14 protein-coding genes are annotated in these 15,856 nt (G+C 43.2%); 11 read left to right on the forward strand and 3 right to left on the reverse strand.

Annotation, left to right across the window (positions count from 1 at the left end):
- Nucleotides 1-41 precede the first annotated feature (41 nt).
- From TY49_RS18190 to argF, 3 genes are read left to right on the forward strand one after another with little or no spacing between them, the layout of a single operon-like run.
- Nucleotides 42-1,121, forward strand: coding sequence for a carbamoyl phosphate synthase small subunit (locus tag TY49_RS18190; protein WP_041967334.1), 1,080 nt, complete (start codon nucleotides 42-44; stop codon nucleotides 1,119-1,121).
- Nucleotides 1,114-4,215 (forward strand): carbamoyl-phosphate synthase (glutamine-hydrolyzing) large subunit, encoded by a 3,102-nt coding sequence (gene carB / locus TY49_RS18195; protein WP_041967335.1) that lies wholly within the window; start codon nucleotides 1,114-1,116, stop codon nucleotides 4,213-4,215. The genes TY49_RS18190 and carB overlap by 8 nt, the downstream gene beginning before the upstream one ends.
- Nucleotides 4,212-5,168 (forward strand): ornithine carbamoyltransferase, encoded by a 957-nt coding sequence (gene argF, locus TY49_RS18200; protein WP_041967336.1) that lies wholly within the window; start codon nucleotides 4,212-4,214, stop codon nucleotides 5,166-5,168. Before carB ends, argF begins: the two co-directional genes overlap by 4 nt.
- Before the next feature lie 212 nt (nucleotides 5,169-5,380).
- Here argF and TY49_RS18205 read toward each other — a convergent pair whose 3' ends face one another.
- The gene (locus tag TY49_RS18205) at nucleotides 5,381-6,193 is read right to left on the reverse strand and encodes an undecaprenyl-diphosphate phosphatase (RefSeq protein WP_041967337.1); all 813 of its coding nucleotides are present in this window, start codon (nucleotides 6,191-6,193) and stop codon (nucleotides 5,381-5,383) included.
- Between the two features lie 271 nt (nucleotides 6,194-6,464).
- Between TY49_RS18205 and TY49_RS18210 the strand changes: the two genes are divergently transcribed.
- Nucleotides 6,465-6,647, forward strand: coding sequence for a YjzC family protein (locus tag TY49_RS18210; RefSeq protein ID WP_041967338.1), 183 nt, complete (start codon nucleotides 6,465-6,467; stop codon nucleotides 6,645-6,647).
- A 162-nt stretch (nucleotides 6,648-6,809) separates the two neighbouring features.
- Entirely contained in the window at nucleotides 6,810-9,410 is a 2,601-nt protein-coding gene (clpB, locus tag TY49_RS18215; RefSeq protein ID WP_041967339.1) for an ATP-dependent chaperone ClpB, read from the forward strand.
- Nucleotides 9,411-9,466: 56 nt separating this feature from the next.
- Here the strand turns inward: clpB and TY49_RS18220 are convergent, their stop codons facing one another.
- Nucleotides 9,467-9,655, reverse strand: a complete 189-nt coding sequence (locus TY49_RS18220; RefSeq protein WP_041967340.1) for a YjzD family protein — start codon at nucleotides 9,653-9,655, stop codon at nucleotides 9,467-9,469.
- A 261-nt stretch (nucleotides 9,656-9,916) separates the two neighbouring features.
- Between TY49_RS18220 and TY49_RS18225 the strand changes: the two genes are divergently transcribed.
- The 4 genes from TY49_RS18225 (at nucleotide 9,917) to TY49_RS18240 (ending at nucleotide 12,857) form a co-directional block, all read left to right on the forward strand.
- Nucleotides 9,917-10,654 carry an alpha/beta hydrolase family protein gene (locus TY49_RS18225; protein WP_041967341.1) on the forward strand — a complete coding sequence of 246 codons (738 nt, stop codon included), beginning with the start codon at nucleotides 9,917-9,919 and terminating at the stop codon, nucleotides 10,652-10,654.
- 68 nt (nucleotides 10,655-10,722) lie between these two features.
- Nucleotides 10,723-11,550 (forward strand): hypothetical protein, encoded by an 828-nt coding sequence (locus tag TY49_RS18230; RefSeq protein WP_041967342.1) that lies wholly within the window; start codon nucleotides 10,723-10,725, stop codon nucleotides 11,548-11,550.
- Nucleotides 11,551-11,693: 143 nt separating this feature from the next.
- Nucleotides 11,694-12,644 carry a BMP family ABC transporter substrate-binding protein gene (locus TY49_RS18235; RefSeq protein ID WP_084135541.1) on the forward strand — a complete coding sequence of 317 codons (951 nt, stop codon included), beginning with the start codon at nucleotides 11,694-11,696 and terminating at the stop codon, nucleotides 12,642-12,644.
- Between the two features lie 24 nt (nucleotides 12,645-12,668).
- Nucleotides 12,669-12,857, forward strand: coding sequence for a ComZ family protein (locus TY49_RS18240; protein WP_041967344.1), 189 nt, complete (start codon nucleotides 12,669-12,671; stop codon nucleotides 12,855-12,857).
- Nucleotides 12,858-12,890: 33 nt separating this feature from the next.
- Here TY49_RS18240 and TY49_RS18245 read toward each other — a convergent pair whose 3' ends face one another.
- Complete coding sequence (locus tag TY49_RS18245) at nucleotides 12,891-13,196, reverse strand: hypothetical protein (RefSeq protein WP_041967345.1); 306 nt, start codon at nucleotides 13,194-13,196, stop codon at nucleotides 12,891-12,893.
- Nucleotides 13,197-13,487: 291 nt separating this feature from the next.
- Here TY49_RS18245 and TY49_RS18250 point away from each other — a divergent pair, with 291 nt between their 5' ends.
- Nucleotides 13,488-14,420: a beta-ketoacyl-ACP synthase III gene (locus TY49_RS18250; protein WP_041967346.1), complete on the forward strand. Its 933-nt coding sequence runs from the start codon at nucleotides 13,488-13,490 to the stop codon at nucleotides 14,418-14,420.
- Between the two features lie 60 nt (nucleotides 14,421-14,480).
- On the forward strand, nucleotides 14,481-15,722 hold the full coding sequence (gene fabF, locus TY49_RS18255) for a beta-ketoacyl-ACP synthase II (RefSeq protein ID WP_041967349.1): 1,242 nt from the start codon (nucleotides 14,481-14,483) through the stop codon (nucleotides 15,720-15,722).
- Nucleotides 15,723-15,856: the final 134 nt, after the last annotated feature.

A 15,856-nucleotide genomic window follows, 5' to 3' on the forward strand; every position in this document is an offset into this window, starting at 1 on the left:
ATAAATTAATATAAATAAATATACGTTTGGAGAGGTGACTGATGAAAGGATATCTGCATCTGGCTGACGGCAAGACGTTTCAGGGGCACTTGCAAGGATCGCTAGCTGAAGAGGGCATTGCCGGTGAGATTGTATTTTTCACAGGAATGACAGGTTATCAAGAGGTACTGACTGATCCTTCATACAAGAATCAAATCATTGTTTTCACATACCCGCTGATTGGAAATTATGGCATCAATGATAAGGATTTTGAAAGCAAGAAGCCGCATGTTGCAGCAGTAATCGTTTTAGAAGCCGCCAAAACAGCTTATCACTATGAAGCACAGCACTCATTTACAGAGTATATGGAGAAATGGGGTATTCCTGTACTCGAGCATGTTGATACTCGTGAGCTCGTAAAATGCATCCGCCAGAACGGGACGATGCCTGCACTTTTATCGCTCGAACCAGTTTGTGAATCAAGCTGTGACAGTTTTAATGGTCTCAAGGTGCAGGAGGTATCTTCGGTGGCACCAGAATCTATCGGCTTTGGTGACACTCATATTGTGTTAATTGATTACGGTTTTAAGAAATCGATTGCTGACTATCTGGTCGAACAAAATTGTCTGGTGACAATTGTTCCTTACAATTATAGCTTTGAACAAATTGCTGCATTGAGGCCTGATGGGGTGCTTTTATCTAATGGACCTGGTGATCCGAAAGAATTATTTGGGCAGCTGCATGAAATCAAGAAAGTAATCGAGCATTATCCGGTATTGGGGATTTGCCTCGGGCATCAGCTGGCAGCGCTGGCGCTTGGAGGGGATACACAAAAAATGCTGTTCGGCCATCGAGGCGCAAACCAGCCTGTATACGATGTGAATAGCAATCGAGTATTCATGTCCTCGCAAAACCACAGCTATGCTGTTAATCAAAACAGTATCAGCAGCACTGGTTTGAAGGTCCGTTTCTTCAACAAAAATGATCAGTCCATCGAAGGCCTTTACCATGAAAAGTGGCCGCTGATGACTGTCCAATTCCACCCTGAAGCCAGCCCGGGTCCCGAAGACAGTGTATTTATATTTGAAGATTTCATTAATACAGTCAAATACAGAAACCGGAGAGAAGTCAGCTATGCCTAAGGATACAAAGATTAAATCAATATTAGTAATAGGTTCTGGACCGATTATCATCGGCCAGGCCGCTGAATTTGATTATGCAGGGACACAGGCGTGCATTGCCCTAAAAGAAGAAGGCTATCGGGTCATTCTTGTAAACAATAACCCGGCAACCGTCATGACAGACCATGTATTCGCTGACGCAGTCTATTTTGAACCGATGACAACAGAAGGTGTAGAAAAAGTGATCCAGCGGGAAAAGCCGGATGGTATTTTAGGGACTCTTGGCGGCCAGGCAGGATTGAATCTTGTATTTAAGTTAAGTGAAGAAGGAATTCTCGAAAAGTACAATGTAAAAGTGCTGGGAACCTCGGTTGCAAGTATTAAGCAAGGAGAAGACAGGGAAGCCTTCCGCAGCTTGATGCATGATTTGAATGAACCTGTGCCGGAAAGTGAAATTGTTCAAATAGTTGAAGAGGCAGTCGCTTTTGCTGAAAAGATTGGCTTTCCGCTGATTGTAAGGCCAGCTTACACATTGGGAGGCACAGGCGGCGGGATAGCTGAAACGATGGAAGAATTGATCTCTCTAGTTTCGGGCGGGTTAAGTGAGAGTCCGATAAAGCAATGCCTTGTCGAAAGAAGCATCGCAGGCTTTAAAGAAATCGAATATGAAATGATGCGTGATGCCGCTGGTACTTGTATCGCCATCTGCAATATGGAGAATATTGACCCGGTTGGCATCCATACAGGCGATTCAATAGTAGTAGCTCCCTCACAGACGCTGACAGATCGAGAATACCAGATGCTTAGGACATCCGCCGTTAAAATCATTTCAGCGCTAGGGATCGTTGGAGGCTGCAACATCCAGTTTGCCCTCGATCCAAAGAGCAAAAATTACTATTTAATTGAGGTGAACCCGAGGGTCAGCAGATCTTCAGCGCTCGCATCAAAAGCGACAGGATATCCTATCGCACGGATGGCGGCAAAGCTGGCAGTCGGATGCAATCTTGCCGAGATAATAAACCCTGTAACAGGCACTACCTTTGCCAGCTATGAGCCATCGCTCGACTATGTAGTGGTGAAAATACCGAAATGGCCGTTTGAGCAATTTCCGCACATCGACAGGACGCTGGGTACGCAAATGAAGGCAACAGGGGAAGCGATGGCAATAGATCGAAGCTTCGAACGAGCCTTTATTAAAGCCGTCCGTTCACTGAACATAAAAACTCTGGATTTACGACTGCCGGAATTTGAAGAATATACAGTCGAACAGCTATATACTTTGGTAGAAAAACAGACAGATCAGCGGGTTTTTGCATTGCTTGAACTGCTGCGTCGGGGGGAGGAAATACATTCTCTCCATGAGAAAACAAAAATAGATTTATTCTTTCTCAATAAATTCAAGTCTTTGACCGACATTGAGAAGGATATCGAAGGGCTTGAAATAGAAAATATCACAGCGTCAGAATTAAGATACCTGAAAGAAAAGGGGTTCAGTGATTCCTACCTGGCAAAAGAGTGGAAGGTTAGTGAGAAAGCGGTCAGGGAGCTGCGAAAAAAGAAAGGAATCACACCTGTTTATAAAATGGTCGATACATGTGCAGCCGAATTTGAATCTGCTTCCAATTATTTTTACTCCAGCTATCTTGGAGAAAATGAGGCGACAGTTAAAAGCAATAAACGAAAGGTGCTAGTGATTGGCAGCGGTCCAATCAGTATCGGTCAGGGAATTGAGTTTGATTATTGCAGTGTTCATGGCGTTTTTGCCCTCAAAGAAGAAAATGTAGAAACAATCATGATCAATAATAATCCAGAAACCGTCAGCACTGATTTTACGATTTCGGACCGATTATATTTTGAACCGTTAACTCTGGAAGACATCTTGAACGTGATTGATATGGAAGGGATAGAGGAAGTCATAGTCCAGTTGGGGGGGCAGACCGCCTTGAATCTGGCAAAAGGTCTTGAGGAAGCGGGAGTCAAGCTGCTAGGAACGAGTTCGGCAACTATTGATATGTTTGAAGACCGGGATCAATTTTACCAGCTGCTCGACAAGCTTCAAATTCCTCGTGTAAAGGGTGAAACAGCTGAGGATGAGAGGGAACTGCTTAGTGCTGTGAGGCGGTTAGGGTATCCAGTATTGATTCGGCCTTCGTATGTCATTGGCGGACTAAATATGGTGGTGCTTCGAAACGCACAGGAACTAAATAATGTTCTCGTGGCAGGCAGTATTTCATATCCAATTCTTGTAGATCAATACCTTGAAGCAACTGAAGCAGAACTTGATCTTGCATCCGATGGGGAGCATATCCTGATTCCAGCCATCATCGAGCACATCGAAAAAACAGGTGTCCATTCAGGAGACAGTTTTTGCATTATTCCTGCACAAAGCTTCTCAGACAAAACAAAGAGGCTGATGGCAGAATATGCAAAAAGAATCGTGCATGAATTAAAGTATAAGGGATTAATGAACATCCAGTTCATTGTGAAGGAAAATGAAATGTATCTGCTTGAAGTCAATCCACGCTCGAGCAGGACAATGCCAATCGTCAGCAAAGTAGCAGGTGTTGACTTAGTCAAAAAAGCGACAAAAATATTGCTCGGGAAATATATTTTGTCGAAAGATGAAGTCTTACTCAACTCTGATGCACGATACACATGCGTAAAACATCCTGTGTTTTCGAATTTTGCCTTAAAAGGATTGGATTCCAAGACAGGTCCGCAAATGATATCGACAGGAGAAGGAATCAGCATCGCTCCTACACTTGAAGAGGCATTGAATAAGAGTTTCCATTCAATCAGCGGAAAAGCTCTCCAGGGAGCGATCGCGTTTGCAGATAAAAACGAGCTATTGGAAGCTGGAAAGAAGCCAGCAAATTTAAATTTAATTCATATCGAAAAAGTAACCGACCACCAAAAGGTGACAGCCTTGTATTGTCCTGGCACTTCAGAGAGGGATATTTCTTTGAGAGAGTGGGCTGTCAAGAACCGGAAAATCGTATTGACCCAAAAAGAAACTCTAAATGCATTATTAAAAAGTACAACAGTCGGTAATTGGGATGTGAGCTCCCTGGATCAATGGCTAACAGAAACTAGTGAGGAAGTGATGGCAGAGTGACAGCACTACAACAGCTTAATATTGATATAAAAGGCAAGGACCTATTAACCCTGGCCGATTTGGAACCACAGGAAATCTTAACGTTGTTAGAAAGGGCAGTAGTCTTAAAGGAAAAAACTTTAAAAAAGCAATTTGACAAGCCCCTCAAAGGCAAAATACTCGGTATGATTTTCGATAAGTCCTCAACACGTACAAGAGTATCATTTGAGGTAGGCATGATCCAGCTTGGAGGAAGCTCCCTTTATTTAAATGGCAACGATCTTCAGCTCGGGCGAGGTGAATCGGTGGCAGACACAGCCCAGGTGCTTTCGCAATATCTTGACGGCATCATGATTAGAACCTTTTCGCACAAGTCAATTGAGGAATTGGCCGATCATGCTGATATTCCGGTCATCAACGGTCTAACCGATTTGTACCATCCATGCCAGGCACTTGCTGACCTTCAGACGATCTCCGAAAAAAAGGGCAAGCTTAAAGGCCTTAAGCTGGCTTACATCGGTGACGGAAACAATGTCGCCCATTCATTGATGATCGCCTGCACAAAAGTCGGGATGGATGTATGTATTGCTTCTCCAAAGGGATACTTCCCGGATCAGACAATAACAGCTCGCTGTGAAGAATTTGCAAAGCAGAGTGGTGCAAATTTGGTCATTACTGAATCTCCTCAAGAAGCCGTTGATAGCGCGGATATCATCTATACTGATGTATGGACCAGCATGGGTCAGGAGCTCGAAAATGAGCAGAGATTAAACGATTTTTATGAATACCAGGTGAACGAAGCATTGCTCAAAGCTGCAAAGGAAGACTACCTGTTCATGCACTGTCTTCCCGCCCACCGCGGCGAAGAGGTAACAGCAGAAGTCATCGACGGCCAGCACTCCGTCGTCTTTGAACAGGCAGGAAACCGACTCCATGCCCAGAAGGCTTTGCTTGTTGAGATATTGAAGGATTAAATGGTTGAAGATGTGAAACAGTTCTATATAGAAATTCTATAAGCCCGAAAAGTAGCTGGAGGGATGAAAAGGTCCTATAGAAAAGTTCTATAAGCCCAAATGAGTGGTTGAGTATGCAAAAAGGTCAAATAGGACACTGTCTCTGCAAAATATTGATAGGATACTGAATGAAAAAACAAAACCGGCTATCAAAGTTAGCCGGTTTTGTGTATTTAAGAAAAGATGAGGACTAGTGGTCCTACAATAAAGCAGTAAATCGCAAAATATTTCAAGTTTCCGCGCGCCATGATATTCATGAACCATTTTAAAGAAAAGTAAGAGGCTATCAGTGATGCAATGAATGCAAAGATATATGGCAATGCTAATTCCCCAATACGCTCATCTAGTAAGAGGTCAGAAAATCCGAGAATCATACCTCCGAAACTAACTGGAATATAAAGCAGGAAAGAGTACCTCAGAGCGGTTTCTTGTTTCATACCCAGACTCATCGCTGCGACAATTGTGGCACCGGAACGACTAATACCTGGAATAAGTGCAACTGCTTGGGCCAGTCCAACAATAATGGCATCTTTAAAGCTTAAATCTCCGTCATTCTTGCGGCCACGCATATTACGGATCAGCCATAGGGCTAATCCAGTTACTATAAGTGTTACGCCGACCGTTTTAATATCAGCTAATTTATCCTCGATAAAATCCGCGAATAGAACCCCGATGACCCCGGCTGGGATCGTACCAATAATCAAATAAATGATGAACATAAAGTCTGATTTTGCTTCGGGATCTTTACTTTTAAGATATGCAGTTCCATTAACAATTAACCGGATGATGTCGGCTCTATAAATTAACAAAACAGCGAATAGTGAGGCAGTATTCATCAAAAGAGCAAAGCTCATTCCTTCAATTTTTAGGTTAAAAAAATGCTCTGCTATTTCAAGGTGTCCGCTGGATGAAACCGGAATTGGTTCGGTGATTCCCTGGAATAAACCCAGAAATATGTATTTAAGCAATTCGTAGAAATTTTCCATGTCGTTTTGATTTCCTCCGTTTTTTTTAAATGAGACTAGATTCACTTCGAGAATTGTACAGCGCCAGCGCCTTAGGCAATTTCAGGCACACTAGGCGGTGTTATAGGCGGGCACCGATTGTGAGACTGACGAGGTGCTCCTGCTTTTTTTCTCATACACACTAATGTACCGTATAACCCTTTTTTTTGGAAGGATAAATTATACATAAATACTTTATTTAAAACAGTAAATAATAAAATTGCCGGAATACTTTAATGAAGGAGGAAGGCAAATGGGTCAAAGTCATCAGTTCCGTGCCGGACAAAAGGCACCGAATAATGGTATTTATATTGAAATTGGAGAAACAGGCAGCAATGTCAACAACCCGCAAAAAGTCAAACTTAAAGCTGGGGACCGTTTTCCGGAAAACTCCAACCACAACCGCCACTGGACTTACATGCCAAAATTTAAATAATCATATTATAGTCCAGTCCCTGGGTCGGCCAGGGTAAAAGCATTTTCCAGAATAAACTCATACTGTTTTTTCTAAAGCCATCCAGTGCGGATGGCTTTACTAATTGGGAATTTTTATTATAATATAATTAAAGGTCAAAAAAGGTCAAAGGAGTGGTTGGGCGTGGATTTGAATAAAATGACAGAAAGCTTGCAGAATGCATTTGTATCAGCCCAGACCCTGGCTGTTCAACATAATCACCAGGAAGTAGATGATACGCACCTGTTGCTTGCCTTACTTGAACAGGACGGCAATCTGGCTGAAACTTTGCTTACTGGAATCGGACTGAATATGGATAATGTTAAAGAAGCATTAAATCTTACCCTGTCAAAGAAACCACAAGTCTCGGGGAGTGGTGTAGAACAGGGGAAGTTATATATTACCGCAACGCTGCAAAAGGTTTTGGCACAAGCTGAAAAGGAAATGAAACAGTTTGAAGATGACTATTTATCGGTAGAACATGTTTTGTTGGCTGCGCTTGAGATTCCTGGCTCTGAATCAGGTGGTGCAATGAGGAAATTAGGAGTTAGCAGAGAAAAATTATTAGCAAGAATCAAAGAGGTTAGGGGGAACCAGAGAGTGACTTCACAAAACCCAGAAGCAACTTATGAAGTGTTGAAAAAATATGGCCGCGACCTTGTGGAGGAAGTCCGGGCGGGAAAGGTTGACCCGGTAATCGGCAGGGATAGTGAAATTCGCAATGTCATCCGCATTCTCTCAAGGAAGACAAAAAACAACCCAGTTTTGATCGGGGAGCCAGGAGTAGGAAAGACTGCAATTGTAGAAGGACTGGCACAGAGGATCGTGCGCAAGGATGTTCCTGAGGGCTTGAAGGATAAGACGGTTTTTGCACTGGACATGAGCGCGCTGATAGCTGGCGCGAAATTTCGGGGAGAATTTGAAGAGAGATTAAAAGCGGTCCTGAATGAAGTGAAAAAGAGTGAAGGGAAAATCCTCTTGTTCATTGATGAACTCCATACCATTGTTGGCGCGGGTAAGACTGAGGGTGCAATGGATGCAGGGAATATGCTGAAACCAATGCTTGCGCGCGGGGAACTTCATTGTATTGGTGCAACAACTCTTGATGAACATCGGAAATACATTGAAAAAGACCCAGCACTGGAACGCCGCTTTCAGCAAGTATTGGTTCAGGAGCCAGATGTCGAGGATACAGTATCAATTTTACGAGGATTGAAGGAACGGTTTGAAATCCACCATGGAGTGAATATTCATGACCGTGCGTTGGTTGCTGCTGCTACGTTATCAGATCGATACATCACAGACCGATTCTTGCCAGACAAGGCGATTGACCTCGTAGATGAAGCTTGTGCAATGATTCGCACGGAAATTGATTCGATGCCAACGGAGCTCGATGAAGTAACCAGAAGGGTGATGCAGCTGGAAATTGAAGAAGCTGCGTTAACGAAGGAAAAAGATGATGCAAGCCGAGTGCGCCTTGAAACTCTTCGTAAGGAGCTTGCCAACTTGAGGGAAAAAGCAAATGCAATGAAGTCAAGGTGGCAGAAAGAAAAAGAAGGCATCCAAAAGGTTCAGGAACAGCGTGAGCTGCTGGAAAGACTTCGGCGAGAACTTGAAAAAGCGGAAAATGACTATGATTTAAATAAGGCTGCTGAACTTAGGCATGGCCGTATTCCTTCTCTTGAAAAAGAACTCAAGGCACTTGAGCTGGAAGTTAGCAAAAATGAAGGCGAGAGGCTCCTTCGGGAAGAAGTGACTGAAGAGGAAATTGCATCAATTGTCTCAAGATGGACAGGTATACCAGTGATGAAGCTTGTTGAAGGCGAGCGGGAAAAGCTTCTCAAGCTAGAAAGCATTCTCCATGAACGGGTTGTTGGACAGGATGAAGCAGTATCACTTGTATCCGACGCGGTCCTCAGAGCCAGAGCTGGCATCAAGGATCCTAATAGGCCAATTGGGTCTTTCATTTTCCTGGGTCCTACCGGAGTAGGTAAAACGGAGCTGGCTAAGACGCTTGCTCAGTCTTTGTTTGACAGTGAAGAACATATCATTCGAATCGACATGTCTGAGTATATGGAAAAACATGCAGTTTCAAGGCTGATTGGGGCACCTCCAGGATATGTAGGTTATGAAGAAGGCGGCCAGCTGACAGAAGCGGTCAGAAGGAATCCATATTCTGTCATCCTCCTCGATGAAGTGGAGAAAGCACATCCTGAAGTCTTCAATATCCTATTGCAGATGCTGGATGATGGACGGGTAACGGACTCACAAGGTAGAATGGTCGACTTTAAGAATACGGTCATTATTATGACGTCCAATATTGGCTCACATTACTTGCTTGACCGGCAGGGTGGAGAAGATGAAATCTCTTCTGAAACCAGGGATCTAGTAATGGCCCAGCTTCGCGGCCATTTCCGTCCAGAATTTCTGAATCGTGTGGACGAAATCATCCTTTTCAAGCCTCTGGCATTAAAAGAGATTAAAATGATTGTTGGAAAATTAGTAAAGACTTTGCAGGGAAGGCTCGCAGACCAGCAAATCCAGCTGTCAATCACCGATGAAGCAAAAGAGTTCTTAGCAGATCAAGGATTCGATCCCGTATACGGCGCAAGGCCGCTGAAGAGATTTATCCAGAGGAGCGTAGAAACAAAGCTTGCCAGGGAAATCATTTCAGGCAGAATCAAAGAGAAAAGCCAGGTGGAAGTTGGAGTAGAAAATGGAGATATATCTTTGAGTGTAAAGTAAGCAGCTTAGTAATAATGAAAAAAAGTCATCCGGTCGGATGACTTTTTTTATGTACTTTAATGTTGGTGATTTTCTTCAGATCCATTTGGAAGAACTGCCGGAATCACAAGGATAATAATTGTTGCCACAATCGCAAGGATCGTGCTTTGAGTTAAGTCCAACCCAACGCCAATCATCGCGCCAGCTACGTAATTAAGCATTAGAACCAGGAGGAATGTCCAGAGTAAAGTCCAGAAATATTTCACGATTTTCACCTCTTACATTATTAAATCTTTTCTCATCTTACCACAAGCCATATAAATTATAAATGAATTTTAAATAAAATGAAAAGCGTTTTCAGAGTACACTTCCACTTTACTAAAACCTGGTAAAATTAATATATCGGACTTATGGAGATTTGAGCACAAAGAGCAGGGATTAATAAGGGGAAATGGGCAAATCCCCTTTCATTTCCTGTTAAATAACATACAGTAATATGAATAATCTGTAGGGAAGGGGTTGGTGAGATGGAGAGCCGGAACTTCAAATTGGATACCGAATGGAGTGTCATCCATTATCCTGAAAGGCCAAATGGTTTCGGTATCCTGACGATTGGAGATGAAAGGCATTTTGTGAACAGCGAAAGCAGCTTCTGGACGCAGAATGAAGGTAAACGTTCACTGTTGAACATACTGAAAAATGAAGGGTATACTGTCTTTTATTCAAATTTATATGGAAGGCATTGGGGAAGTGAGAAGGCTGTCGAGTTAACAATGAGGCTATGCAGCCATATCGTCCGTAATGAAATATTGAATACTTCTTTCCATGTAGTGGCTGAGGGGATGGGAGCTCTTGTTGCCTTAAAGCTTTTAGCGAATGGTGATTCAAAGATCAGGAGTCTGGTGTTGATCAATCCAATCCTCTCTCTGAGTGCGCATCTGGAGCAGGAAAAAGAGAATAAGTTCTTTTATAAAAAACTTGTTGCAGAACTAGAAGCTGCATATGAAACCGAAATTAGCAAGCTCCTTGAGAGGTTTGATGATGACTCTTCAAGTCCTGCTTTCAATAAAGAAACACCAGTAAAAATCATACATGTATTATCAGGAAACAGAGCATATAAGCAGTCAAGCATCATTAAGGAACTTTCAGTTGAATGGGAAAAAGCTGACCTCCCAGTTACCGTAAGTTATGTACTTCCCGAAAAAGTGCTTCAAGTAGGCAGCCAAATCGTACGATTTTTTACAAAACATGAGCAAGTCCTATAACTCCCTGCAAATATTTTCAGTTTTAGATTCATAGGATACAAGAGAGTATTTGCAAGGAGGAGTTCAATATGGAAAGGGCAACGATTCTCGGAATATATGACTTTATAGGATATAGTCTGTGCCGTCATATGCTTGATCTAGGCGTTGAGATAGATGGAATCCATCAGTCAGGAAACATAGATGATTATTTTACAGAGGAAAAACGTCTTGAAATCGGCAGGAATGCCAACTTCTCAGAAATCAGCCTGCAAGATTGGGAAGCTGAGCAGGCAGAAGGGTTTCTGTTCGTGACTTTGTTTGAGTCGCTGCAGAATCGGAATGGTTCAAATGATTTATTGAAAGTACTTCTCAGCAAATTAGAAGATCGTCATTTAAAAAAGCTGCCGACAGCTGTTATTCTGCCTGCATATTTTGCCCAGGAAAACGTGGATTTTAGGGAGGCAGAAACAAAAATTAGCACATATATCGGCAACCGGGAATCCACACTTCTAACAATCTATTTGCCGACCATTTATGGTCCCTGGCAGCCGGAGGAGTGTTTTTTCCAGCAAGCGATCTCTCATTCGTCAAATAATGGCAGGAAGATTCCTGATCTTAGCAAATGGGAGTGGACGCATGATTGCTTGTATATAAATGATGCTGTCAAAACGATACAGGAAATGGCTGAATCAGGTCAACAGGGTCAGTATATACTAGCAAGTGGAGAACAGGACAGATGGCAGCAGTGTGCAGAGGAGCTGATTGGCCAGGAAGCTGCAATACTTAGGAACGAGGTTGTAGCACCAGTAATAAAAGAAACAATCCAAGTCAGGACAATAGGAAAAAATGAGCAAATCAGCAAGGGATTAAGCAGGCAAAAGGAGCATTTTACTCGAATACAGGACAGCAGAGTCTAAGCGAATTTCGATAAACCACTTTTCAAAGTGATACTCCAAAGAGTAAAATGGTAAAAGATTCTTTTAATCGGTTCCATTTTAATAAAGCGAACACTGAATGATTTAAAGGATTTGCACAGTGGCGCATAAAGGAGATGCATCGGATGCTGAAACGTTTCGGGCTAATATTATTAAGCCTTCTTTTGCTAGGGGGTTGCGGACAACCTCTTGCAACAGGCAAGGTGGAGAAAGTCGGCCTGTTGGTGCCTGAAACTATTAATGATCAGGTGTGGGGGACGAAAGGATATCGAGGACTTCTGCAAATCCAATCCAGCCTGGGAGTTGACGTCTTTTTCAAAGAAGGAATGAATTCACAGGAGGATGTAGAGGCTGCAGTGAAGGAGTTCGACCGCCAGGGAGTTAACCTCATATATGGGCATGGAAATGAGTATGCAGCTTATTTCAATAAAATGTCAGGGAAATATCCTGACATACATTTCATTAGCTTTAATGGAGATGCCAGAACAAAAAACACGACAAGCCTAAATTTTAAGGGATATGCCATGGGCTTTTTTGGCGGAATGGTCGCGAGCCACATGTCCGAAACCGGTAAGGTAGGAATCATTGCCGCATATGAATGGCAGCCCGAAGTCGAAGGTTTTTATGATGGTGCGATGTTTGAAAACAAGGATATGAAGGTCGACATACGCTTTGTTGGTCACTGGGATGACCAAAAGAAAGCGCTGGATGTTCTTGATGATGTATTAGATGAGGGAGCTGATGTCATTTATCCTGCTGGAGATGGGTATAATGTACCCGTGATTGAAAGGGTAAAGGATAGAGGCTTATATATAATTGGCTATATTTCGGACCAATCAGATTTTGGTGAGTCGACGGTATTGACGAGTACTGTCCAGCATGTTGATGACTTGTATGAATTGACAGCTGAGAGGTTCAATAATGGGGAATTAAAATCGGGCAACCTATCATTCGACTTTCAGGATGGAGTTATTTCCCTCGGCAAGTTCAGTCCTAAAGTCGATTCCAAGTTTAGGGAAAGAATAGGCACTTTTATCAATTCTTATAAAGAAACCGGCAAATTGCCCAACCAGTAAATATAATAGAAGGAGATAATCTATATGCAAAGTAATGATAAAACTATGGAGTTCATGCAAATCGCGATGAAATACCTCCCGGAAGCTCAGCAAAAACTACAGGAGGCTGGAATTGAATTGACAATGGATAACCTGCAGCCGTTTTTCACGCTTTTCACTAATGTAATGAACGAAGCTTATGAGCTGGGAAAAGCAGATGCTGCAAAAGAATAATTCAGGAAAGAAAGCTGAGGGGCGCCTCAGCTTTTATTTTTTTTCGATGAAATGGTTAAAAAGTGGTTTTACCTTGCCCACTAGCGGCTTGAGCTCTCTGGCTGATGTGATCAGTGTATCTACATGGTACATGACTTCATCTAAATCAATTTGTCCCAGATACTTGTTGAGGGGAGAATCATTTTTCATACTTTGCTCACTAGATTCTTCGTTATATCTTTGCCGCCCGAACATAAATTGATCGAAATGAGTATACTCTTGTTCATGTTGATCGGAACTCTCTTCATTATCTCTCTTTAGCCTAAAACCAAATAAGTCCCTGTCTCTTCCATCCACCATTTTCACTCCCACCTTTCTATGTTTCTATCTATTTAAAAAAAAATCGTAAACAACTGGTTAGACTGGCTTATTTCAGACTGCCTCAGGGCGTTAACAACCGGCCCAAAAGCATTGGTCTTCACTGTCAGTTTATGATTGATCTGGCCAGATGGACTAGGGCAGGAGCGGAATTGTTAATTTTCAGTTGCAGAAGAAGAGCAGTTTCTGCTAAAATTAGTACCAAGTCATAATAATTGATAATAAAAATTTAACAAATATAGACAGAATCCAAGATAAAAGGAGATGGATCCCATGAATGCAGGGATAACTGGGGTTGGGCGGTATTTGCCGGAGGAAGTTGTAACAAACCTTGATTTGGAAAAGAAAATGGATACCTCGGATGAATGGATCAGGACACGGACGGGGATAGAGGAAAGAAGAATTGCAGGCGACGATATGGACACATCAGATTTAGCATATCGTGCTGCTGTTGAGGCAATCAGCAATGCTGGGATTTCAGCCGAGGACCTCGACTTGATCCTTGTAGCAACCGTTACGCCTGATCAGCCTTTCCCAACAGTAGCATGTATGCTCCAGGATCAATTGGGTGCGAAAAAAGCTGCCGCAATGGATTTGAGCGCCGCATGTGCGGGATTCATGTATGGAATGGTTACTGCTAAACAATTTATTGAAGCAGGCGCATATAAGTATGTTTTAATAGTAGGTGTAGAAAAGCTTTCCAAGATAACCGATTGGAACGATCGTAATACAGCTGTGCTGTTTGGTGATGGGGCGGGTGCTGTTGTCATGGGACCTGTATCTGATGACAGAGGAGTGCTTTCCTTTGAACTCGGATCTGATGGTTCAGGCGGCAAGCATTTGTACCAGGATGACTATATTGTGATGAATGGCCGTGAAGTTTTCAAATTTGCTGTCAGGCAAATGGGTGAGAGCAGTATCAATGTCCTTGAAAAAGCTGGACTTTCAAAAGAGGATGTTGATTTCCTGATTCCCCACCAGGCCAATATCCGGATTATGGAAGCTGCCCGCCAGCGACTTGAACTGCCGGTAGAAAAAATGTCTAAGACCGTCCATAAATACGGCAATACATCAGCCGCGTCGATACCGATCTCGCTTTTTGAAGAACTGGAAGCAGGTAAGATCAAGGATGATGATGTAGTAGTAATGGTGGGTTTTGGCGGCGGTTTGACATGGGGCGCGATTGCAATGCGCTGGGGTAAATAAACTCATTACAAGATGAACTCAATATTAAATAAGAGTACAGATAAAGGAGATGCAATAATGATGGAGAAACGCAGAGTCGTTGTTACTGGAATCGGGGCTGTTACGCCTCTAGGAAATGACGCTGGAACTACCTGGAACAATATCATTGAAGGTGTATCGGGAATCGGCCCGGTTACGAGATTAAATGCTGATGACTTTCCTGCAAAGGTTGCAGCAGAAGTAAAGGAATTCAATGTTGAGAACTTTATGGATCGGAAAGACGCAAGGAAGATGGATCGTTTTACTCATTATGCTGTCGCAGCTTCATTGATGGCTGTAAAAGATTCTGGCCTGGAAATCACCGATGAAAACGCTCCTAGAGTCGGAGTGTGGATTGGGTCAGGAATTGGCGGGATGGAGACATTCGAGCAGCAGCACGAAACCTTCATGAACAGAGGATATCGCAGGGTCAGCCCTTTCTTCGTGCCGATGATGATTCCTGATATGGCAACAGGACAGGTATCCATCACACTTGGCGCAAGAGGCTTTAATTCTTGTACAGTCACAGCATGTGCGACTGGAACCAACTCAATCGGGGATGCCTTCAAGGTGATCCAGCGTGGCGACGCTGACGTGATGGTTACTGGAGGTGCAGAAGCACCTATTACAAAAATGTCGTTTGCAGGCTTCTGTGCAAATACAGCACTATCTACTAATCAGGACCCGCAGAAAGCGAGCAGGCCGTTCGACAAAGATCGTGATGGATTTGTTATGGGTGAGGGGGCAGGAATCGTTGTCCTTGAAGATCTGGATCATGCATTGGCCCGTGGAGCCAAAATCTATGCTGAAATCGTTGGTTACGGTGCTACAGGAGATGCATATCATATTACCGCTCCAGCTCCTGAAGGAGAAGGCGGAGCAAGAGCGATGAAAATGGCACTTGATGATGCAGGCCTTGCACCAGAAGAAGTAGGATACGTTAACGCCCACGGAACAAGTACTGAATATAATGATAAATATGAAACAATGGCCATCAAGACAGTGTTTGGCGAGCACGCGTACAAGCTTGCAGTCAGCTCGACAAAATCGATGACAGGCCACTTGCTTGGTGCAGCAGGCGGAATCGAAGCGATTTTCACGGTTCTGGCATTGAAGGAAGGAATCCTGCCGCCGACGATCAACCTGGAAACACCGGATCCAGAATGTGACCTGGATTATGTGCCAAACGCAGCGCGCAAGCAACAGGTAAATGCCGCAATCAGTAACTCACTGGGCTTCGGTGGCCATAATGCTACAATTGCTTTCAGAAAATACGACGCTTAATGAGGAAGAGAACTCCTCCAACTATAAAAAAGCAGAAACCCTATTTGGTTTTAGGGTTTCTGCTTTTTTGCGTTAACACCACATTTGTGTAAGCAAACGTCTCCATTTTACCCGTAATTGTGCTAGCGTACGAA

It is taken from the genome of Mesobacillus selenatarsenatis SF-1 (assembly GCF_000813125.1).
GTDB lineage: Bacteria > Bacillota > Bacilli > Bacillales > Cytobacillaceae > Mesobacillus > Mesobacillus selenatarsenatis.